General features: G+C 35.8%; 22 protein-coding genes and 3 pseudogenes. 23 read left to right on the top strand and 2 right to left on the bottom strand.

Features of this window, described 5'->3' with window-relative positions:
- Nucleotides 1-125: 125 nt before the first annotated feature.
- Entirely contained in the window at nucleotides 126-488 is a 363-nt protein-coding gene (locus IGI52_RS17205; protein WP_438781870.1) for a helix-turn-helix domain-containing protein, read from the bottom strand.
- A 308-nt stretch (nucleotides 489-796) separates the two neighbouring features.
- Here IGI52_RS17205 and IGI52_RS17210 point away from each other — a divergent pair, with 308 nt between their 5' ends.
- From IGI52_RS17210 to IGI52_RS17260, 11 genes are all read left to right on the top strand, one after another.
- A complete protein-coding gene (locus tag IGI52_RS17210; protein WP_216410589.1) occupies nucleotides 797-1,003 on the top strand; it encodes an XRE family transcriptional regulator in 207 nt (68 codons plus the stop codon).
- Nucleotides 1,003-1,563: a hypothetical protein gene (locus IGI52_RS17215; protein WP_438781872.1), complete on the top strand. Its 561-nt coding sequence runs from the start codon at nucleotides 1,003-1,005 to the stop codon at nucleotides 1,561-1,563. The genes IGI52_RS17210 and IGI52_RS17215 overlap by 1 nt, the downstream gene beginning before the upstream one ends.
- 28 nt (nucleotides 1,564-1,591) lie before the next feature.
- Complete coding sequence (locus IGI52_RS17220; protein ID WP_438781874.1) at nucleotides 1,592-2,431, top strand: LysM peptidoglycan-binding domain-containing protein; 840 nt, start codon at nucleotides 1,592-1,594, stop codon at nucleotides 2,429-2,431.
- Between the two features lie 153 nt (nucleotides 2,432-2,584).
- Complete coding sequence (locus IGI52_RS17225) at nucleotides 2,585-3,502, top strand: hypothetical protein (RefSeq protein ID WP_438781875.1); 918 nt, start codon at nucleotides 2,585-2,587, stop codon at nucleotides 3,500-3,502.
- A 223-nt stretch (nucleotides 3,503-3,725) separates the two neighbouring features.
- Nucleotides 3,726-4,325: a GTP pyrophosphokinase gene (locus IGI52_RS17230; RefSeq protein ID WP_438781876.1), complete on the top strand. Its 600-nt coding sequence runs from the start codon at nucleotides 3,726-3,728 to the stop codon at nucleotides 4,323-4,325.
- A gap of 67 nt (nucleotides 4,326-4,392) precedes the next feature.
- Complete coding sequence (locus IGI52_RS17235; RefSeq protein WP_438781878.1) at nucleotides 4,393-5,067, top strand: hypothetical protein; 675 nt, start codon at nucleotides 4,393-4,395, stop codon at nucleotides 5,065-5,067.
- Entirely contained in the window at nucleotides 5,064-5,282 is a 219-nt protein-coding gene (locus IGI52_RS17240) for a hypothetical protein (protein ID WP_438781880.1), read from the top strand. Before IGI52_RS17235 ends, IGI52_RS17240 begins: the two co-directional genes overlap by 4 nt.
- Before the next feature lie 365 nt (nucleotides 5,283-5,647).
- Nucleotides 5,648-6,481, top strand: coding sequence for a PRD domain-containing protein (locus tag IGI52_RS17245; RefSeq protein WP_438781882.1), 834 nt, complete (start codon nucleotides 5,648-5,650; stop codon nucleotides 6,479-6,481).
- Between the two features lie 50 nt (nucleotides 6,482-6,531).
- Entirely contained in the window at nucleotides 6,532-7,932 is a 1,401-nt protein-coding gene (gene lacG, locus IGI52_RS17250; RefSeq protein WP_438782262.1) for a 6-phospho-beta-galactosidase, read from the top strand.
- Between the two features lie 18 nt (nucleotides 7,933-7,950).
- The gene (locus IGI52_RS17255) at nucleotides 7,951-8,268 is read left to right on the top strand and encodes a PTS lactose/cellobiose transporter subunit IIA (RefSeq protein ID WP_438781883.1); all 318 of its coding nucleotides are present in this window, start codon (nucleotides 7,951-7,953) and stop codon (nucleotides 8,266-8,268) included.
- A gap of 24 nt (nucleotides 8,269-8,292) precedes the next feature.
- Nucleotides 8,293-10,002, top strand: a complete 1,710-nt coding sequence (locus IGI52_RS17260; RefSeq protein WP_438781885.1) for a PTS lactose transporter subunit IIBC — start codon at nucleotides 8,293-8,295, stop codon at nucleotides 10,000-10,002.
- A 347-nt stretch (nucleotides 10,003-10,349) separates the two neighbouring features.
- Here IGI52_RS17260 and IGI52_RS17265 read toward each other — a convergent pair.
- Nucleotides 10,350-10,814, bottom strand: a pseudogene (locus IGI52_RS17265) (ATP-binding cassette domain-containing protein); the annotation flags it as partial.
- A 217-nt stretch (nucleotides 10,815-11,031) separates the two neighbouring features.
- On the opposite strand from IGI52_RS17265, the gene IGI52_RS17270 reads away from it, so the two are divergent.
- From IGI52_RS17270 to IGI52_RS17325, 12 genes and pseudogenes are all read left to right on the top strand, one after another.
- Nucleotides 11,032-11,814 carry a DeoR/GlpR family DNA-binding transcription regulator gene (locus IGI52_RS17270; RefSeq protein WP_438781886.1) on the top strand — a complete coding sequence of 261 codons (783 nt, stop codon included), beginning with the start codon at nucleotides 11,032-11,034 and terminating at the stop codon, nucleotides 11,812-11,814.
- Nucleotides 11,815-11,972: 158 nt separating this feature from the next.
- Nucleotides 11,973-12,902 (top strand): nucleoside hydrolase, encoded by a 930-nt coding sequence (locus tag IGI52_RS17275; RefSeq protein ID WP_216410579.1) that lies wholly within the window; start codon nucleotides 11,973-11,975, stop codon nucleotides 12,900-12,902.
- An 18-nt stretch (nucleotides 12,903-12,920) separates the two neighbouring features.
- Entirely contained in the window at nucleotides 12,921-14,339 is a 1,419-nt protein-coding gene (locus IGI52_RS17280) for a PTS transporter subunit EIIC (protein ID WP_438781887.1), read from the top strand.
- A gap of 73 nt (nucleotides 14,340-14,412) precedes the next feature.
- A complete protein-coding gene (locus IGI52_RS17285) occupies nucleotides 14,413-14,880 on the top strand; it encodes a PTS sugar transporter subunit IIA (protein ID WP_438781889.1) in 468 nt (155 codons plus the stop codon).
- Nucleotides 14,877-15,476 carry a YczE/YyaS/YitT family protein gene (locus IGI52_RS17290; protein WP_438781890.1) on the top strand — a complete coding sequence of 200 codons (600 nt, stop codon included), beginning with the start codon at nucleotides 14,877-14,879 and terminating at the stop codon, nucleotides 15,474-15,476. Before IGI52_RS17285 ends, IGI52_RS17290 begins: the two co-directional genes overlap by 4 nt.
- A 33-nt stretch (nucleotides 15,477-15,509) precedes the next feature.
- Nucleotides 15,510-16,316, top strand: a pseudogene (locus IGI52_RS17295) (purine-nucleoside phosphorylase).
- A 17-nt stretch (nucleotides 16,317-16,333) separates the two neighbouring features.
- Nucleotides 16,334-17,374, top strand: a complete 1,041-nt coding sequence (gene add / locus IGI52_RS17300) for an adenosine deaminase (protein WP_438781891.1) — start codon at nucleotides 16,334-16,336, stop codon at nucleotides 17,372-17,374.
- Between the two features lie 113 nt (nucleotides 17,375-17,487).
- Nucleotides 17,488-17,847 (top strand): annotated as a pseudogene (locus tag IGI52_RS17305) (IS21 family transposase); the annotation flags it as partial.
- Nucleotides 17,771-17,965, top strand: coding sequence for a hypothetical protein (locus IGI52_RS17310; protein WP_438782278.1), 195 nt, complete (start codon nucleotides 17,771-17,773; stop codon nucleotides 17,963-17,965). The pseudogene IGI52_RS17305 and the gene IGI52_RS17310, both read left to right, overlap by 77 nt.
- 161 nt (nucleotides 17,966-18,126) lie before the next feature.
- Entirely contained in the window at nucleotides 18,127-19,488 is a 1,362-nt protein-coding gene (locus IGI52_RS17315; RefSeq protein ID WP_438781893.1) for an AAA family ATPase, read from the top strand.
- The gene (locus IGI52_RS17320) at nucleotides 19,478-20,182 is read left to right on the top strand and encodes a hypothetical protein (RefSeq protein ID WP_438781895.1); all 705 of its coding nucleotides are present in this window, start codon (nucleotides 19,478-19,480) and stop codon (nucleotides 20,180-20,182) included. The genes IGI52_RS17315 and IGI52_RS17320 overlap by 11 nt, the downstream gene beginning before the upstream one ends.
- Nucleotides 20,183-20,559: 377 nt before the next feature.
- Nucleotides 20,560-20,898, top strand: a complete 339-nt coding sequence (locus tag IGI52_RS17325) for a transposase (protein ID WP_438782263.1) — start codon at nucleotides 20,560-20,562, stop codon at nucleotides 20,896-20,898.
- Nucleotides 20,899-20,902 lie beyond the last annotated feature (4 nt).

The raw sequence follows: 20,902 nt of genomic DNA on the forward strand, positions 1-20,902 counted from the left end.
AAGGCTTTTGAAGGGGATACGAAAGGTAAAAAAATTAAGTGTGAGTAATTTTCACGCTTATCAATTTCATAAATGAAAGATATAAATATTTACTACTTAGTGAAAGCTTCACATTTCTTCGAATTCTATATTTGTTCATTAGTATTCTTATTTCGCTGTTCAACCAGAGCGCGGGCAGTAGCAAGTATCACTTGTCTCTCTGACTCGGAAAGAGTATTACCTTCATATGCCATAGTAATATTATTGTCACTAATATCTATTTCTTCTGGGAGTTCTGAATTATTTACAGATGGATTATCCGTTCTTCCTAAAAGGTAATCCGTAGAAACATGGAAATAATCAGCGACCAGTTGTAATTTATCAGCTGTTGGGCTACTTTTTTTCCATTTATAAAAAAGGTTTTCTCCTAAGCTTAATTCTAAAGCTATTTGTTTTGGTGTTTTCCCACGTTTTTGAGCTAATTCTTTGATTTTATCAAAAGTCGTCATATTTCTCCTCCTGATAGATTACGGATTACGAAATATAATTGTAAAATATGATACTCTGACGTTTGACAAAAGTATCGAATTGGATTATATTTGTATCGTAAGCTAATTTAATAAGCTAACAAGCACAAGAAAAAGGCCTATAAAAATAAACAATTCGGCGTCGGCAAACTAAGAAATGTTGATTTAATAGAGTTGATTCTATGCTTATTTAACTACGAATAAATAGTATCCCATTGAATACAGACTGTCAATTGGAATTAGCTAATTATATTAGCTTACAAATCTATTGAGAAAGGGCAGGTTTTCTAATGTCACAACAATTGATCGAAGACATCAAGATACAGTTAACGTTAAAAAACAAAAGCCGTAGATGGCTAGCTAAAAAATTAGGGATTTCTGCGGTGTATGCAAAAGAGATATTGGATGGGACAAAGCCAGGAAGACCTCAAATTGAAAAGATGCAAGTTCTTTTAGCAGAACTACAAGCAGGAAAATATGATCAGGAGGATAGCTGATGTCAGAACATACAATCAATTACAACAATTTGCAATATTTGGCGCTCATGCGATATGGACATCAAATCGGCTGTGGTTGGTACTCGATTTTAGTAAAAGCTGAGAAAGAACTGCTTGCACAAGGATACTCCATTACTGGTGTGGAGAAAAAGGAAGGCGTTCTTTTGATTTCCTTAGATACAGACATGGAAAATCTGACATCTGAGGTACAGAATATTTTGTATGAGAGTGAGCTTACTAGTGAGACAACCTGTGAATGGTGTGGTATTTATACGGTTTCACAAACAGTAATTGATAAGGAAATCTGTACGATTTGTGAAGGTTGTCAAGAAAATTGTGAGAGTTTAGTCGGAATTGAAAAACGATTGCTGCAACAAAGAATTCATAAGCTTGAGCAGAAGATTCAAATTCAAAATAGGGCTTTGGAGAAACAACAAAATCAAGCAGCATTTTTAAAAATGGAACTTGATCATTACAAAAAAGCCAATGAAAAACTGAAAAGCGGAACACGAAGGCCAAAAATTCGGGTGGTTACTTCAAATCGCCATGAAAAAAATTAGACCTAGTATAGATTAAGAGGGAGAGAATGTGAAAATGGGAAAACATAGTAAAAAAAGCAAAGTAGTTGAATATGGAAGAAGCACTAAGAAAAAAATTGGATATGTAACTTTATTCGGTACGGTACTTTTAAGTAGTGGATTCTTAATGGGCGGACAGAATATTCAAGCATCTGAAACTGACGGTAAATGGGAGCCTCGATCAATTGAACAAATCAAAAAGGATGTCGCAGGAAAAAGTGAGTATACGATCGTTTGGGGTGACACATTGAGTGGGATTTCTCAAGCTACGAACTTAACGATGGAAAAGCTAGCTTCTTTGAATGGCATTGGTGATTACAATTTAATATATGCAGGTAATAAAATGATCTTTGAAGGAAATGCGGTCACCGTTCAAGACTCTAATGGAGTAGTAACAGATCGGCAAACGATTCAAGAATCAGATAAAGTAGTTCCTAACCAACCGGCAGGTCAATCAGTAGCACAAACTGAACAAGTAGCTCCAGAGCAGCAATCACCAACTGTAGACAATACAGTAAACACAGGCGGCGGACAAACAGAGCAGCCAGCACCGACGCCTGAACAGCCGACAACACCGTCTCAGCCTGAGCAACCAACAACGCCAGTTCAGCCAGAGACTCCAACACAGCCCGAAACACCAACGCAACCAGAACAACCTGCGGAACCGCAAATCAAATATACTGTTTGGTTTACAGTCTATGAAGGCGATGATGCTTCCAAAAATATCGTACGTGGAAGTCAATTATTCGATACTGAAGCAGAAGCAACAGCATTTATTGATAACTATGCTGACCAATTATTAATGCAAGGAATTGCAGGATCATACGGCGTAATGTCGTGGGAAGTGTAACAATCATCTAAACGAATAAACGAACGAAAACACTTATTAGAGTAATAAATCTTCTAGGTGTTTTTCTTATATAGAAAGAATAGATTTAATAACAAGCGATTAACATATCGATTCAAAAATCGAACCTATGTGTAAATTAATGAGGAGATTAGAATGAGGAAGAGAAATTTATTGTTTGTTATGATTCTAAGTACTTTTTTATTTAGTGCTTGTCAAAAATCAGACTCTAATTCAACTACAGAATCAACAGAACAGGCTAGCGACAAAATGAGTAGTTTAAGTAGTTCAAGTATGTCTTTATCCCGAACTAGCTCGACTTCTACCACTAGTGAAAATAAGAATAATTCAACTGATCAAGAAAATGATACACAAAATACCTTGTCTAGTGAAGAACTGGCCGTTGCCCTGTTTTTATCATCCAATCTTCAGAACCGATCAATGGATGCAGCGATTACTGAACAAATCAATGCTTATGAAGAAGATACAGGCTCTAGTTCTAAAATCCAATTATCGAAAAGAATGCTACCAGATATGATTGTAAGTTTTTCCTCAATGGGATCAACGCAAAGAGTTCATTTCGAAGAAGATTTTCTAACTGTAACAGCATATTCAAATTCTGGAGATGAATCAGTAGAAAAGTATAGTAAAAAGGAATTGAATCGAGAATTTGGAAAATATAAAAATCGATTGGCTATATTATCTGAAAAAGCAGAAGCATATTCCCCTTTAGAGGAATCATCCGGGGCAACTGAAAATTCTTCCGATGCAGCCGTGGATACTAAAAAACTAACTTCGCAACAATTCAAAGACTGGGTCAGTGCGGTGCTGGACAAGCAATTTAGTTTAGAAAGAACTTCTTTTCCTTATGATCTATTCTTAGAAAATCATGAAGGTTACGCCTATATTCGGGTAAAACATAGCGAGTTGCAAGTGGACACAATTACCATGTTCAGAATAAATAATGAAGGACAGTTAGAAGAAGAGGATAAATCAAATGGATATCCAGTATCTTATAGGGTGATGTCTTCAAAATTCATGGATACGTCTGATGTGAGTGTAATAAGGTATTAATAATATTAGAAGAGACTCTAATGGATAGGAGATTCAAAAAGCTATTGCAAAGACAGTTTTTAAATAGTAGAAATGGCATATTTAGAATTCCTAAATATAGCATAGGTAGTATGCTACCATAGCTGTTTGATTTTTATTAGGATAACCATCTTTTTTGATTCGCCTTTTTTTAACACTATCAACTGTCAAAATTAAAAATTGATTATAGTAGGAGGAACGAGTATTGAATCAATTTTCCGATCAATTATTACTTGCAGAAAAAATTGCTAAAAAAGTTCATGAGGGTCAAAAGGATAAAGCAGGAGTAGATTATTTTGAGCATGTAAAGACTGTTAGCAAAATGGGTAACACTCTAAATGAACAAATCGTTGGATACCTTCACGATACCATTGAAGACAGCGACATGATATTTTCTGATCTAGAAAGCTATGGCTTTTCAACTTTTATTCTGAATGCAGTTGAAGCAATCACTCGAAATGATAACGAAAGTTGGAATGCCTATATTAGGCGGGTGGGTGAAAACTCACTAGCAACAAAAGTTAAGCTTAATGATTTAGCACACAACAGCGATTTATCGCGAATTAGCCAACCCAAAAAGGTAGATTTTGATCGCGTAGAAAAATATAAACAAGCTATTTCTAAGTTAGAGAAAAAACTAGCTTCGCATAAAATCACTTCCATTAGAGAAATAGCGAGTTCTATGGGTTTGAATAGAGGGACAGTCAATAAGGTCTTGAAAAAGGATTACATTGATAAAAGAGATATTGAACGGATTAGAGTTGCTGAAAAGAAAGTAGCTGAAAATCATAAAACAAAAAAGTAGATTGAGTGTTTAATGGTATGTGTGGTATTAATTTAACGCTCTAAATTTTGAAACGGAGTGACAAAAAATGAAATCCAATGAATACGAAAACGAGTTACTGATGGCCAAGAAAATTGCAAAATCTGCACATAAAGGTCAATTTGATAAAGTAGGTGTCGCTTATTTCGATCATGTAAAAGCAGTCGGAGAAGCTGGAGAAACAATCGAAGAAAAAATTGTTGGCTATTTACATGACGTTGTAGAAAATAGTGATATCACATTAGTAGATCTAGCCGCCCATGGTTTTTCAAGGAATACTTTGACTGCTGTAGATGCAATTACTCGTAGACAGGATGAAAGTTCTCGAAAGTATAATCAAAGAGTTGAGAGTAATCCTATTGCTGCGAAGGTAAAGTTGAATGCTTTGAAGTGCGATAGTGAGTTAGATCGAATTGATTCACCAAGTAAGAAGGATTTATCTCAAAAAGAAAAATATAAAAATGCTGTAGATGACATGCTAAGAGATCAGCTATTCGCTCATCTAAAAAAACTCGACAAGTTCCCTCCTATGAGATTTAAATTGGGTCAGAAAGTGAGAATTAAAGATAAAGAAAATCTTATAGGAATTATTTATGCAGCTGATTTTGGCGGGGCCATGGGATTTGATGTTCATACGTATGATGTAAAAATCAAAGATGTACTGCATAAGCATATTCCTGAAGCACAACTAGAAGAGGTGGAACAAGAGGAGAGCGAAATATGAAGATACAAACCATAGTGGATGCAATCAACGATTATCAATATGAAAAAGGTCAAGAAAGTGGCATCCAACAAGATCAATTAATGTATACAGAAATCGTTGAAACAGGAGAAAACATTGTCAGTTTTGAGACCAGAGCTTATAGCAACGATACGAAGAAAGTTGAATTTTCAATAACAACTGAAAAAGGGAAAATAATATCAGTCAACGAAATTTAGTAAAGTTGTTTTTCTTAGAATCTAGTTACAATAATGTAAAGTGAATTGGAAAGAAAATAATGATATGGCGTTCGTGACAATTAAGTTATGCTAAAAAGATAGCCAAGTAGTAACATTTGAAAAGTTTAGATATCGTTAAGACAATTGAGCGGAAATGTTTGATATAGACGGATTAAGTTTGTGAATGTTTGCTTTTTTAGTTTTGATGTTTACTTATCTAAAAAGCCATGCTATACTCACTGTATAAATGAATATCTAGTGGATCGTTACTAACATGATTAGGCGAGACTGCGAATGGTAGATTTAATTTCTTTGTGAAACTGTCTACTGTTTGCAGTCTCTTTTTGTTTGAAAGGAGGATAGAAATGTATCGAATCGTTAAAATTCTAAACAATAATGTTGCTATTGTACGGGATGCATCTGACCAACAAGCGGTAATAATGGGAGCCGGAATCACCTATCAAAAAAAGAAGGGTGAGTTGATTAACGAAGAGTTTGTAGAAAGAACCTTTACTTTAAGAAATGAAGAATCCCAGAATAACTTTTCTACTTTGTTAAAGGATATTCCACTAGATTTTATTACTACCTCTTGTGAAATAATTAAACGAGCCATCAGCCACTACCATTATCCAGTCCAGGAGTATATCTATATCACTTTGACAGACCATATTTATCTAAGTTATCAAAACTTGAATAGAGGAACCTATGAAACGACAGTTTTGCCAAATATGAAAGCGGATTATCCAGTGGAGTTCAGTATTGGAAAGGATGCATTAGCCTTAATCCATGAAAAACTTGGAGTTAGTTTTCCAGCAGAAGAGATCGGTCGAATTGCTCTGCATTTTATTAATGCCAAGGGAACATCATCATTGATAAAAACAGAGGATGGAATAGAAAAGAAAATGATCGAATTGGTGCAAAACGAATTGTCAGCTGCTGGAATTCGCAGAACCAATAAAAACAAAAACTACTATGACCGCTTGATGATTCATTTGAACTATTTCTTGGAACGGATCACGAGTGACTCAAATGATGCGGAACCTTTTTCTTTGGATTTTGAGGAGACATTGAAAAAGGATTATCCACAAGCCTATCAAATAGGAAATCGAATTTATGAGTTAATCGAAAGTCACTTAGGAAAATCATTGAATGAGAATGAACGAATTTATTTTACGATCCACGTACAAAGGCTTTTATAAAATTTCAACAAAATACAACAAAACAACGAGGAGAAGAAAGAATGACAGAATTGAGAAAGCTTCCAGAAGATTTTTTAATGGGCGGAGCAACTGAGGCCTATCAAGTAGAAGGTGCCATTGATAAAGATGGGAAGGGACCTGTTGCTTGGGATACCTTTTTAGTAGAAAAAGGTCGTTACACGGCAGAGCCAGCCAGTGATTTTTATCATCAATATCCAGTTGATATCGAATTATGCAAAAAATTTAAAATCGATAGCTTACGTATGTCAATCGCTTGGAGCCGGATCTTTCCAAAAGGTTACGGAGAAGTCAATCAAAAAGGTGTCGAGTATTATCACAAGGTTTTTGCAGAGTGTAAAAAACACGGGATCACGCCTTTTGTAACCATCCATCACTTTGATACCCCTAAAGTATTGTTTGATGAGGGGGATTTTTTAAATCGCGAGAATGTTGAACACTTCGTAAATTACGCAAAATTCTGCTTTGACGAGTTTAAGGAAGTGTATTACTGGAGTACCTTCAATGAAATCTATCCGGCAGCAACGAATCAATATCTAACAGGCGCATTTCCGCCAGAGATTCGGTTTGATTTACAAAAAACGATTACTGCTTTGCATAACATGATGTACGCTCACGCGCGAGCTGTAAACATTTTTAAAGAAGGAAATTACGAAGGAGAGATCGGTGTCGTTCACTCATTGGAACCGAAATATCCTGCGTCTGATGCACCTGAAGATATACATGCGGCGGAACTAGACGATGCTTTATCCGTGAAATTTTTGATGGATGCTACCTACTTGGGGTATTACTCTGATCACACCATAGAATGTATCAACGAGATTTTAGAAGCAAATGAGACCAGTATTTCGATAGATGAAAGCGATTTTATAGAAATGAAAAAAGCGGCGAATCGCAATGATTATCTAGGAATCAACAATTACGTGAGTCATTGGGTAAAAGCTTATAACGATGAAAGTCAGATGTTTTATAACACGACAGGAGAAAAAGGGACACAGGTTTATCGTATTAAAGGAATCGGTGAACGTATCCAAAGAGATGATTTGCCGCGGACAGACTGGGATTGGCTGATTTATCCTGAAGGAATCTATGATTTATTGATTCGCATCAAAGAGGATTATCCGAATTACCAAAAGATCTATATCACAGAAAATGGTTTAGGCTATAAGGATCACTTTGATGACGGCATTATTTTGGATGATGATCGGATCGACTATCTTAGAGGCTATTTTAACTATATCTCTAAAGCGATTGAAGCAGGAGTGAATGTAAAGGGCTACTTTATCTGGTCCTTGATGGATGTCTTTTCTTGGGTCAATGGCTACAACAAACGTTACGGTCTATTCTATGTCGATTTTGAGACGCAGAAGCGGTATCCGAAAGAATCAGCTTACTGGTACAAATTGGTTAGCGAAACGAAAACGATTATTTAAGATAAAGGGGATTTAGAGATGAATAAAAATGACTTGCAAATGCTTGGTTTTGAAATCGTAGCTTATTCTGGTGATGCACGTAGTTCATTACTTAGCTTGCTAAAGGAAATTCGGGTTGGCGATTTTTCTAACGTAGAAAGTAAGTTACAAGAAGCAGACGAAAATCTCAAATTAGCACATAATTCACAGACACAGGTGCTTTCTAACGAAGCCAGTGGAGAAGATCTAGAATTAGGTTTCATCTTCATCCATGGACAAGATCATTTGATGACGACTTTATTACTGAGAGATCTTGTTCAAGACTTCATTGAGTTGTATCAAGAAAAATATCGTTAAGGCCAAACATAGGGGGAATAAAAAATGAATGTGATCATCAAACAAATTGAAAAAAGACAGGCCTTTTTTCAAAAGGTATCTAAGAATATTTATTTAATGGCGATCAAAGACGGCTTCTTAGCCGCTATGCCAGTCATCTTGTTTTCTAGTATCTTCATTTTATGTGCAGCAATCCCACCAATTTTCGGGCTGGCAATTCCCAGCGGAATAGAAGCTTGGCTATGGAAAATCTATGATTTTACGATGGGAATCGTGGGGATGCTAGTGGCCGGAACAACCGCACGCTGTTTAGCTGGAAGTATGAATCGTAAAATGCCAGACGGAAAAGTCATTAATGAAACATCTGTGATGTTGGCGGCTACTTGTGGTTTCTTATTACTAGCAATTACGAAAACAGATGGTGCATTTACAGCGGATTATATGGGAACGAAAGGAATATTATCTGCCTTTATCTCTGCGTTCATCACGGTCAATATGTATAAGTTTTGTGTGATTCGTGACATTACAATCAAGATGCCGAAGGAAGTACCTGGTAGCATCGCCCAGAATTTTCGAGATGTTTTTCCATTTTCCTTCTCTGTCTTATCCTGTGCAATTATTGATATTGCAGCAAGAACAGCGATTAATGCACCCTTTGGTGAAGTTTTTTCAAAACTATTATCACCTTTATTTGCGGGTGCCGAGAGTTATTTTGGTTTAGCTTTTATTTGGTTTTTAATTCCTCTATTTTGGTTTGTGGGTGTTCACGGACAATCTGTTGTGAAGCCAGGTCTGTCCGCAGCACTATATGGGAATACAGAAGCCAACCTTAGAATTTTTACTGAAGGCGGGCATCCAAACCATGCTTTAACGGAGAATTTTGGAAACTTCATTGGTGAGTTGGGCGGAACGGGAGCAACCTTCATTGTACCGATTATTTTTATTCTGTTCATGCGTTCGAAGCAATTAAAAACAGTCGGAAAAGCATCAATCATTCCAGTAATGTTTGCTGTAAACGAGCCATTGCTGTTTGCAGCACCGATTATTTTAAATCCATATTTCTTTATTCCATTTTGTTTAGCACCGATGGTAAATGTACTGATTGGAAAATTCTTTATTAGTGTTTTAGGAATGAATGGATTTATGTATGTTCTTCCATGGGCTACACCCGGTCCGATTGGAACCGTTATGAATACGGGATTCCAACCAATTTCGATCGTCCTGTCAATTGTACTCTTGCTTGTTGATTTCGCGATTTATTATCCATTCTGTAAAGCCTATGATAGAGTATTGGTAGCGCAAGAAGCAGAACGCGTAGAAGAAATCGAAGAGCTAGAGGAAATCGCTCCTGATTTATCGTCAGCGAGTGCAGCCGCGATCGTTGATAAGGATGAAGCTGATGTCTTAGAAGCAGATTCAGCTACAGCGACAGTTACCAATGAGAAAGATTTGAAGGTCCTAGTTTTATGTGCGGGAGCAGGCACAAGCGCGATGCTGGCAAATGCCTTGGAAGAAGGAGCGAAAGAGACTGGTGCACATGTAGTGGCTAAAGCAGGTGCCTACGGGTCACATTATGATATTATGCCGAACTTTGATATGGTCGTCTTAGCTCCGCAAGTCAATTCCTATTACGACGATATTAAAAAAGATACGGATAAACTAGGGATAAAACTCATTGCAACTAAAGGGGCTGAGTATATCAAATTGACTCGTAATCCAGCTGGAGCAATCAAATTTGTAATGGATCAAGTTTGATAAGGAGAGACAGCCTAAAATTATCCATCTTACTGATTTTTGAGGTTGATAGTAGTAAAGAGTTAGACAAAAAAATTAAATAATCTCGGAAAATAAAAAATCGCCGGCAAAATCTTGAAAAAATTTTGTCGACGATTTTTCGTTTAGTTTTTTTGAGAGTCGGAGCTGAGCTATTCTTTTTCTATTTTTGACACCAATAAGCGTCTTGTATAAAACACCTTCTCGTCAAGAAGAATTTTCCTTCTTTCATTAGTTATTTAATGAAGGTTAGAAATTAGCATGTATTGATTTACAAATAATCAACAATTATCATCTGATTTATAATAAATATCCGATAACGAAAAAAATCAACTTCGTGAAAACTGGGCTTCGTATAATTTTTTGTAGAACCCATTTTTTTGTAATAACTCTTGGTGACTGCCGACTTCAAGGATGTGTCCGTGATCTAGGACCAGGATCTGATCAGCATTTTGGATCGTTGATAGACGATGGGCGATCACGAAGCTGGTATGATTGGCCATCATGGCTAGAAAGGCGCTTTGTTTTTTTTGTTCAGTCAAGGTGTCGACAGAACGGATTGCTCTATCAAGGATCAGCATAGAGGATTGGCTAACGATTGTACGGAAGATCGTCAATAGTTGTCGCTGCCCATTGGAAAGCTTGATTCCTGCTTCGTCAACAATCGTATCTAATTTATCAGACAAGCGCATCATGAAATCATAGATATACGCATCCTTTAACGCAGCATAGAATTCTTCATCTGTTGCTGATTTACACTCGTGACGTAGATTGGCATGCAAATTACTGTCTATAGAAAACATTCTCAACTTTGAGACAAGAGCTTATAACAACGAGGTGAGCAAAATCATTAGGAGGCCGAAAGTTTTTGCAGCTTTTCAGATAATCGTCTATTTTGGCTTTTACCAAATTATTTTGCGTAAAAGTCAAATTCCTTATGATATAATAGAAAACGTACAAGTTATCAACTATTATTTTGGTTGATCATTCTTATATAATAGGGGTGTTTTGATGGGGAAAGTTACCTTACGAAGAAAGAAAATTATTGAAGTGTTAAGTAGTAATCCGATAATTTCTTTGACAGATTTAGCAACGCTATTGGATGTGACAACAGAAACTATCCGAAATGATTTGAAATCAGAATATTTAGTGGATAAGGTTGTTCAGGCACATGGTAGTGTGGCATTGGCCCATACAACAATTGCTAGAGATGTTCCCTATTCTTTTCGGAAGGAAGTCAATTCAGAAATAAAAAATAAAATTGCTGACCGAGCTTGTCAATTAATTTCTCCAGGGCAAGTTGTAGTCATTGAACATAATAGTATTTCTGTGCCGCTAGTTCATTTGCTTAGTCAAAATTCTGAACTGTTGAATAGTATTACGATAATTACTAATTCCTTTAGTATCATGCAGTATATTCAAGAAAAACAATTGAATATTCATGTGATTTTTCTAGGGGGGACATTTAGCCTTAAACAAGAAAACTCTTTTGGATCAACAACAGTAACACAAATGAAGAATTTAAGAGCCGATATTTCTTTTTTAAGTCCAAGCGCAATGAATGAGGGACTAGAGGTTACTGCATATAAGGAACAAGATGCAGAATTGCAGAAAGAGATTATGCGAAGCTGTAAAAAAAACGTGTTGCTAATTGAAAAAAATAAATACCCAGAGATTGCGATGTGGCGAGTGAACTTAGCAACAGATTATGATGAGATCATTACCGAAGTGTCTTTTGATACAAAACAAAAAGAATGCTTACTGCAGAACGATGTGCGACTTACTACAATCTAAATTTCTAAGAGGATAATTTGGAATATCCAATTTATTCTCTTTTTTTGCCAAAATATTTGGTATAAACAAAAAATAATTTGACATTAACCAAAAATGTGGTAGTATTTGAAATGAAGAAAACGTTTTATTCGAAAAAAAGAGAAAGAGGTATCTCTAGTATGGAAAATAGCGAGATTATAAAAAAGTTGGAACGACCGCAAGGAAAGATTGATGTGGTTCTAGACACAGATACATTTAATGAGATTGATGATCAATATGCACTAGCATATATGATTCAGTCGCAAGATAAGTTCAATATTTTAGGAATTTATGCTGCCCCATTCTTTAATCACCATTCGGCAAGTCCGAAAGAAGGAATGGAAAAAAGTTACGATGAGATTTTAAATGTTTACAAGTTATTAAACCGTCCGGAATTTGAAACGATTACATTCAAAGGATCGACGGAATTTCTGACAGATTCAGAACCAAAGATGACGGATGCTGTAAAACATTTGATCGATACAGCATTGGATCATTCACCAGAGAATCCGTTATATGTGATTGGAATTGCTGCCGCAACAAATATCGCATCAGCAATTTTGCTAGAACCAAAAATTATCGATAATATAGTCGTTTTGTGGTTAGGTGGATTAGGATATGAATGGCATAACAATTTATCCTTTAACTGCCGCCAAGATTTAATTGCAGCAAGAGTATTATTAGATACGCCAATGCCATTAGTTCAGTTTCCTGGAATGGGCGTGATTTCCGCTTTTGCGACAACAGGCCCTGAATTGGAGTATTGGTTAAAAGGGAAGAACAGTTTTTGTGATTATATGGTTAATAAAACAGAAGAGGAGGCAAGAATTACGAATCTTAAAAATGGTGGGAAAGTTTGGTCTCGTGCATTATGGGATATCGTACCCATCGGTTGGCTATTGAGCGATGAATTTATGAAAGACAAACTTGTTTATAGCCCAATCATGCAAGATAATCACTATTACAGCTGGGATTTTAGAAGGCATTTTATCAAGTATGTCTATTTCGTTGAGCGCGATAAATTAATGGAAGATGTTTTTGAAAAGTTGGCGAACATTGAAACTATTTAGAAATGGAGGAGTTTTTTGATGGGGAAATATGAGAACCTAAATAACTTTATCATTGAAAATGTGGGTGGGGACGATAATATCTCTGCTCTGACACATTGTGTGACTCGACTACGCTTTACATTGAAGGATGAAAGCTTAGTAAATCGAGAAGCATTGGTAGGTCACAATGAAATTATGACGGCGCAAGCAGCGAATGGTCAATATCAAGTGGTTGTGGGAATGCAGGTTGATGATATTTATCAAGAAATGCTGCCTAAATTATCTATTTCAGGTTCAGCGCCTGAAAAGGAGAACGCTCAGGAAAAAAGTGGTGACAAAAAGACGCTATTGAATCGTTTTATCGATACTATAACTAAGATCATTACACCAACGCTTGGAGTTATGGTGGGGTGCTCATTGATACTGGGGGTACAGTCCCTCTTAGTGGCCTTTCATATCATCACACCTGGTGACGGAACGTTTGTCATTTTGAATGCGATAGGCTATGCACTATTCACTTTCTTTCCAATTATCTTAGGATATACTAGTGCCAAAACTTTCGATTCGGACCCATTTATCGGCATGATTGTTGGAGCGGCATTAGTTTTCCCGAATTTAGTAGCAGATCTAACTGGGTCGGACGTTCTTTATAAACTATTTGACGGAACCATTCTTCAAACCAATATTCATAGTAACTTCTTAGGTCTTCCAATTGTTTTCCCAGAGAATGGTTATACATCAACAGTCATCCCAATCATTCTTTCAATGTTTTTCTTATCTAAGCTAGAACGATTTGTAAAAGGTATTATTCCAAAATCGCTTCATTTTACATTCGTACCATTCTTTACATTGATACTTGGTGTTCCAGCAACAATTTTAGTGTTTAGTCCAATTGCAAATGTAGCAAGCAGCTTGATTTCTAGCGCAATTTTAGGTCTATTCAGCTTTTCACCAATTATTGCGGCTTTGTTTATCGGAACATTGTATACGCCGTTAGTTATCCTAGGATTGCATTGGCCGTTGGTTGCGATTGGAATTAATAATTTAGCAACTACCGGAACGGATTATCTACTTCCGATGATATTTACAGCTCCTTTAGCACAGATGGCCGTAGTTTTTGCAGTTTATTTGAAAACGAAGAATCCAGAGGTGAAGAAAATCTGTGTTCCAGCAATGGTATCTGATTTCTTCTGTATTATTGAGCCTTCAATTTATGGAATAACTTTGCCTGTGAAAAAGCGTTTTGTCTATACTTGTGTGGGATCCGCAGTTGGTGCGTTGATTATTGCTATGGCTAATGTTCATAATTTTGCGAGTACAATCGGTGTATTAGGTATTGGTGGTTTTATTAACCCACAAACCGGAGATACAAGTTTTGTGTTGATTGTTACCTTAGCCACGTTAGCAACAATGGCTATTTCATTTCTACTAACAATTTTCACTTATTCAGAGGATTAGCGAATTAGCCAAGCAAGAACGCTCTTGCTTGGCTAATCTTGAAATTCGGGCAGATATACGGAGGAAAATAAAAATGTTTTTTGATCGATTTAAAAAAATAGAAGAGACCGTTGTAACTCGACCAGTTGAAGGTCAGCTTATCCCACTAACTGAAGTGGCGGATCCTGTCTTTTCACAAGGTGTAATGGGAATCGGATTTGCAGTGAGACCTATAAATGGAAAAATCTTTTCTCCTATTAATGGTGTGGTAGAAAGTGTATTTCCAACACAACATGCCATAACCTTGAAAAGTGTAGCAGGGATTGAGCTATTGTTGCATATTGGAATCGATACAGTTGAACTAGGTGGGAAAGGTATTCAGACTTTGGTAACTGCTGGACAAAAAATTACTGCTAATACTCAAGTCGCAGAAGTAGATTTGGATGCATTGGCAGAATCAGAAAAAATCAGTGATGTTATCGTTGTTTTTCCCAATTTGGAGCGAGAATTGATTGGAAAATTTGATTTATCTGGTGAAAGCTCGGTTTTGGCTACGTTGTGAGGAATATAAAGCTTATGAGGAATAAACTATTAGTAAACTTGTTAGGGAGCACTTTAATGGGAGTCGGAATCAGCTTGTTGATTTGGTTGGAGTTAGGAGTAGATACGATTAGTATCTTATATCTGGGTATCCAACAGTATTTTGCTCTACCTGTTTGGCAGCTATGTTTTCTATTTAATGTCTTTGTTGTTTTCCTTGTCTTTTTGATTGAGCGGAATGAAATTGGTTTAGGAACGGTGGTCAACTTTCTAATACTAACCATTTGTTTAAAATATTTTCCGTTATTGTTGTCTCATTTTTCAATAGACAATTTCACTCGAATTGTCCAAGGATTGTTTCTTTTGACAGGTGTCTCCATTCTGGCTGTGGGGTGTGGTTTATATGCTTCGGCGAACTTAGGAAGTGCGGCATTAGAAGCATTGAGTACTGCACTTTCTAAAAAGATTTCATTTAGTTTCAGAACTGTTCGAATTTTTTTGGATGGATTATTAGTGATTGCTGGACTGATATTAGGAGCAAAAATAGGCGTAGGAACTATTCTGTGCGTTCTATTGATTGGCCCGATTTCACAGCAAGTACAAAAAATGTATTGTTAACGAAAAGATAATAGTAATTGGCAGGAGGATTCGATGGAAAAATTATTAGAGACAGTTACCTATTTAAGAGAACGTGGGATTAAAGATGTTGATTTTGGTTTAATCTTAGGTTCAGGACTTGGTGAATTAGCAGAAGACATTCAGGAAAGTATTAACATTTCTTATCGAGAGATTCCAAATTTTCCAGTGTCAACTGTTGTCGGCCATATGGGTCAATTGGTTTATGGGAAGCTGGCGGGGAAAAAAGTTCTAGTTATGCAAGGACGCTTTCATTATTATGAAGGTCATTAAATGGAAGTAGTCGTTTATCCGATTCGAGTGATGAAGGAGTTAGGGTGCCATTCATTGGTAGTAACAAATGCTGCGGGTGGAATTAACGAAAGTTTTCAGCCAGGTGATTTGATGCTGATTACAGACCAAATCAATTGTATGGGTGATAATCCGTTAATTGGTCCGAATTGGGAGAATATGGGACCACGTTTTCCTGATATGAGTCAAGCATATGACTTAGGGTATCAACAAAAAATTGAGAATCTTGCTAAGAAACAAAAAATTGTTTTGAAAAAGGGTGTCTATTTAGCATTCTCGGGACCAACCTATGAGACTCCAGCTGAGATTCGGATGGCTAGACTGTTAGGGGCCGATGCAGTAGGAATGTCCACCGTTCCAGAAGTGATTGCGGCTAATCATGCGGGGATGAAGGTTTTGGGGATTTCTTGCATTACTAATTTAGCAGCAGGTATGCAGCAGAGCTTGGATCATGGAGAAGTTGTTGAAACGACTCAGCGAGTAAAAAATATTTTTAGTTGTTTAGTTAAGGAAGTTCTGTCGATTTTGTAAGGAGGTGAAGTACTGTCATGGAAAAATCACAGATAAAGAGGCTGCCTAAAGTAGAGCTACACTGTCATTTAGATGGATCAATTCGCAAAGAAACCTTGCGCAGCATTTATGCTGCGCAAGATAATCCATTACGACTCTCTGACGCAGAGTTACATCAAGTAATGACCGCAGCTGAACAGTGTAGCTTAACCGAATATTTATCCTGTTTTCGAATTGTCTCATCAGGGCTGCATACCAAGCATGCTTTACAGTTAGCGCTTTTAGATGTAGCCAAGCAAGCAGCAGAAGAGAATGTTCTATATTTGGAAGTTCGCCTTTCTCCTGTGCATCTAACTACAGAGAATTTTTCATTAGAAGATGTGGCTGAAGCATTGATTACCGCTGTTGATATAGCTGAAAGACATTATGACATTCAGCTTGGTTTGATCTTTTGCTGTATGCGGCAGCAATCAGAAAATCAGAATAAAGCGGTGATAGATCTAGTAAAAAGGTATCTAGGAAAGACTGTTGTAGCCGTTGATTTAGCTGGTGATGAGTTGAAATTTCCTACTAGCAACTATCGAGCTTTGTTTAGTTATGCAAGTCGGCTAGGTATCCCTTACACAATCCATGCAGGCGAAACGGGAAACCTAGAAAGTGCGCTAACTGCGATTGATTTCGGGACCAAAAGGATCGGTCACGGAATCGCTTTAGCTCAATCACAAAAAGGAATGGAGATAGCAAAGAAACAAGAAGTGTTGTTAGAAATGTGTCCAGTCTGTAATATCCAAACTGGTGCAGCAGCTAACTGGCAAACTTATCCCGTGGGAATATTTAGTAAAAATAACTTAGCATTTTGCTTTAATACAGATAATCGCACAGTTTCGAATACAACATTAACGAATGAGTTTTTTCAAGTTGATCAAAACAGCTATTCTTTATCGGAAGAGATAATTTTTCAACAAACTAAAACAGCGATCTCTTACTTGTTTATTGATACTAAGTCTAAATTATCATTGATGAGAAGACTAGAAAGTTTTTTAGCCAAACATCCTAACGCTTACAATTATTTTGAATGAATAATGTAGAAAAAGTAGTCATACATCTTTATTAGGAAGTCCAATCGTTTATTTTTAAGGATTGGACTATTTGCATGCTTTGAAAACCATTTGTTTTGTGAGTAGTTCTAGAGCCAGGAGTGTCTGCACAAGTTGAATGGAAAGAAGATCTTGTCCTTTACAGTCGTTCTGGTCAACGGTTTCAAATCAATCTATTTTTATATGTTCTAGGCTTTTCACTTTGGAAGTATATCAAGTTAACGCTGGACAGAAAACAAGATACATTACTTCGTTGTTTGAACAATACCTTTCTTTCTTAAGAAGGAATCCCGCATGAAATTTGGTTTGATAATATGCGCACCGTCGTTGATCAAAGTAGAACGCAGTTTAGAAAGGTCATTTGGAGCCAAAGGTTCTATGAATACAGTAAAGATGCAGGATTTAAACCAATTGCCTGCCGACCTTATCGTCCGCAAACAAAAGGGAAAGTGGAATGAATTTTATTTGAAGGCTGGTCGAAATGATGAGAGGATCATCCGCCGGAATCTCAAAAACTCTCGTAAACGTATCCGAAGTATTGACTCAAATCCAGTACTAGCGAAAGAGTACTGATTACAATAAGTAGAAGAATTACTTTCATTTTCAACTGTAAACTGTCCATTAACTAAATCAAAAATCGTCTAAAAAGAATTTTTTATATCAAAATATTGATTTTGTGTTTTTTTTAGAGTAAACTCAAGATAATAAAATGATATTAGAGGGATAGACAAATTATGAATAACCAATCTGTGAAAATAGAACGTATAAACTTGGAAAATATCAAGAATGTATGCAATGGAACGATTGATTTGACAGCTAAAAATGAATCTCTCAATGTTATGGGGGTTTATGGTCAGAACGGTTCAGGAAAAACAGCGCTAGTTGATGCGTTGACAATGGTTAGAGAGCTGATTTTAGGTGGCAAATTAAATTCAGGAGAAGTAGATCTTTTAAATGAAGATAAAGAATCGAAAATAAAAATAGTAGTAGTATTTAATAGTAACTTAGAGGTTTCTTACGAAATGAGGTTAAAAAATAAAGACCATAAGGTAAACGTCATATCAGAGTGTGTTTATTTAAAAAAATTAAAAAAGTATCAACGAAAAAAAATGATTTTTGATTATAGACCTACTGAGAATGGTATTTCCGTAGATTTTTGTGGAAATAAAGACAGAAAATACAATGAAGATGAACGCGTGGAGTTATTGACAGCGCATGCTCTATCTGAACAAAATGAAACCTCTTTTTTATTTAGTGAGAGAATTAGAAAGTTTGTTTGTGATGAAAAAAATAAAGGAATAATTAATTCAGAATTACCATTAATTTTAGAGTTTTTAGTAAATGAATTTGCTAAAAACTTGTTTTGTTATTCAAATAAATTTTCTGGGATGATATATGCTGAAATACTTTTACCTATGAGCTTTCAAGTTGAAAATATGTATGGCTTAGTTCCTATTCCCATGGATGCATCAGAAGAAATTTCGGAAAATTTATATGAAACAGCAAATCTGATTTTCACACAAATAAATCAAGTTTTACCAAATTTAATTCCAGGTTTAACGATAAAACTGAGAATTGAAGATAAAAGCAAAAACCTTGAAGGAGAAAGTGAATATCGGGTTTCTGTTGATTCTATTAGAAATGGTAAAGCAATTCCTTTTAGAAAAGAATCGGATGGAATAAAAAAGATTGTTTCTATTCTTAGTACGTTAATAAATGTCTATAATTCTTCAAAAGTTATAGCTATAATTGATGAATTGGATGCTGGGATTTTTGAGTTTTTATTAGGAGAAATTGTAGAAGCTTTGTCTGATGAAGCAAAAGGTCAATTAATTTTTACATCACATAATTTAAGAGCCTTGGAAGTTTTACCATATCAAAAGATTCTTTTTACGACAACTAACCCTGAAAATAGGTATATTCGGGTAACGAATGTGAAGAAAACAAACAATCTGAGGGATATGTATATCAGAGCAATACAGTTAGGTGGTATGGAAGAAGAAGTTTATCAAGAAACAGATTCTTATGAAATCAAAAGATCATTTAAAAAAGCTTTTAAAAAGAAACGCGATGCGAGGGATTCGCATGGTAAATAAAAGAAAAGTAGTGATCATTTTAACTGAGGGTGTAAATGATGTTGATTTATTAAAGCCATATATAGATCAAATAGTCGATAAAACAAAAGTTAGATTCGAAATTACTGGAGGAGATTTATTAACCAAGCCTGAAAATAGTAGAAAAAATGCAAAAAACATAGTAGGTGACATTGTATCTAATATTTGCAAAAAAAGAAAATTTCGTGATGAAGATATTTTGTTTGTTGCACATATACTGGATCTTGATGGTTCTTATATAGACGAAAAAGATATAATAGTTGTAGACTCTCATGATGGAAATAAAAGATATGATATAGAAAATAATAAAGTAGTGGTAAAAACAGACAAATTTAAAGACCATCTTCTGAATACATGGGGGAGAAAAAGAGATAGACAAGGCGTTCTACGTTGTACGAGTAGAATTAAAAATTTAAAGTACTATATTTACTATAACTCAATAAATGCTGAACACGTAGTAGCTGATTGTTTATTAGAGGAACAAGAAGATAAAGAAGATTGCATTGAAAATTTTGTTGAGAATAATACACTGGAACAATTTACTAGTCTTTTAGCGGAGAGTAATATTTTACTTGGAAATGATTATAAAAGTTCTTGGTTAGCGATTTGTAATTCTAACGGTTTTAAAAGAGCATCTAATGTTCATTTTTTATTGGAAGAGATAAAAAGCATTTAATCCTATACTCAAATTTCAAGTAGAGCTTAGCCGCTAAAGAGGAGTAGCTAGGTTCTACTTGAAATTTTTATTTATCCAGTCTTGTACTCTGCGAACTGGTGTTAGTGGAGCATCTGACATTCATGTTCTTTTATGATAAAGCGCCAAATGATCCGTCGTGATTTTCCTTTTTTCACTTTACTAAGAAGAGTAGGGGTGATTAAAAGAACGTAAGTATTTTTTTCGAGAGCTGCGAACTTTTGTTCGGGGCTATTATAATCTTCTCCCAAAATGTGTCCAATAAAACAACCTAACCCCAACCCTAAAAAAGCTTTAACCATATTCGTTCAAAAGTAAAAACTAGCGATGTCTTCGAGGTTATTCAATCAAAGAAAATTATCGAGTGGAAATTTGGCAAGAAGATGACTAAAGAATTGGTTATTGTCCCTTTTGACCTTGCGTGTTTAAATCAAAGATCTTCAGAGAACTTGATTTTCCACTCAGATTTAGGTTCTCAGTACACCAGCGAAGCCTATGAGGCAAAGCTAAAAAAATTGAACAACCAACATTCCTTCAGCCGGAAAGGTTGTCCATACGACAACGCTGGTATTGAATCGTTCCACGCATTAATAAAGAAGGAAGACGTCTATCCGTCAAAAGCTTATGAAAATTCTGAAGTTACTCATTTAGCTCTATTTCAGTATATTGAGGGATTTTACAATTCACGGCAGTATTGATTAT

This window comes from Enterococcus sp. DIV0187, from assembly GCF_051713785.1.
Taxonomy (GTDB): domain Bacteria; phylum Bacillota; class Bacilli; order Lactobacillales; family Enterococcaceae; genus Enterococcus_A; species Enterococcus_A avium.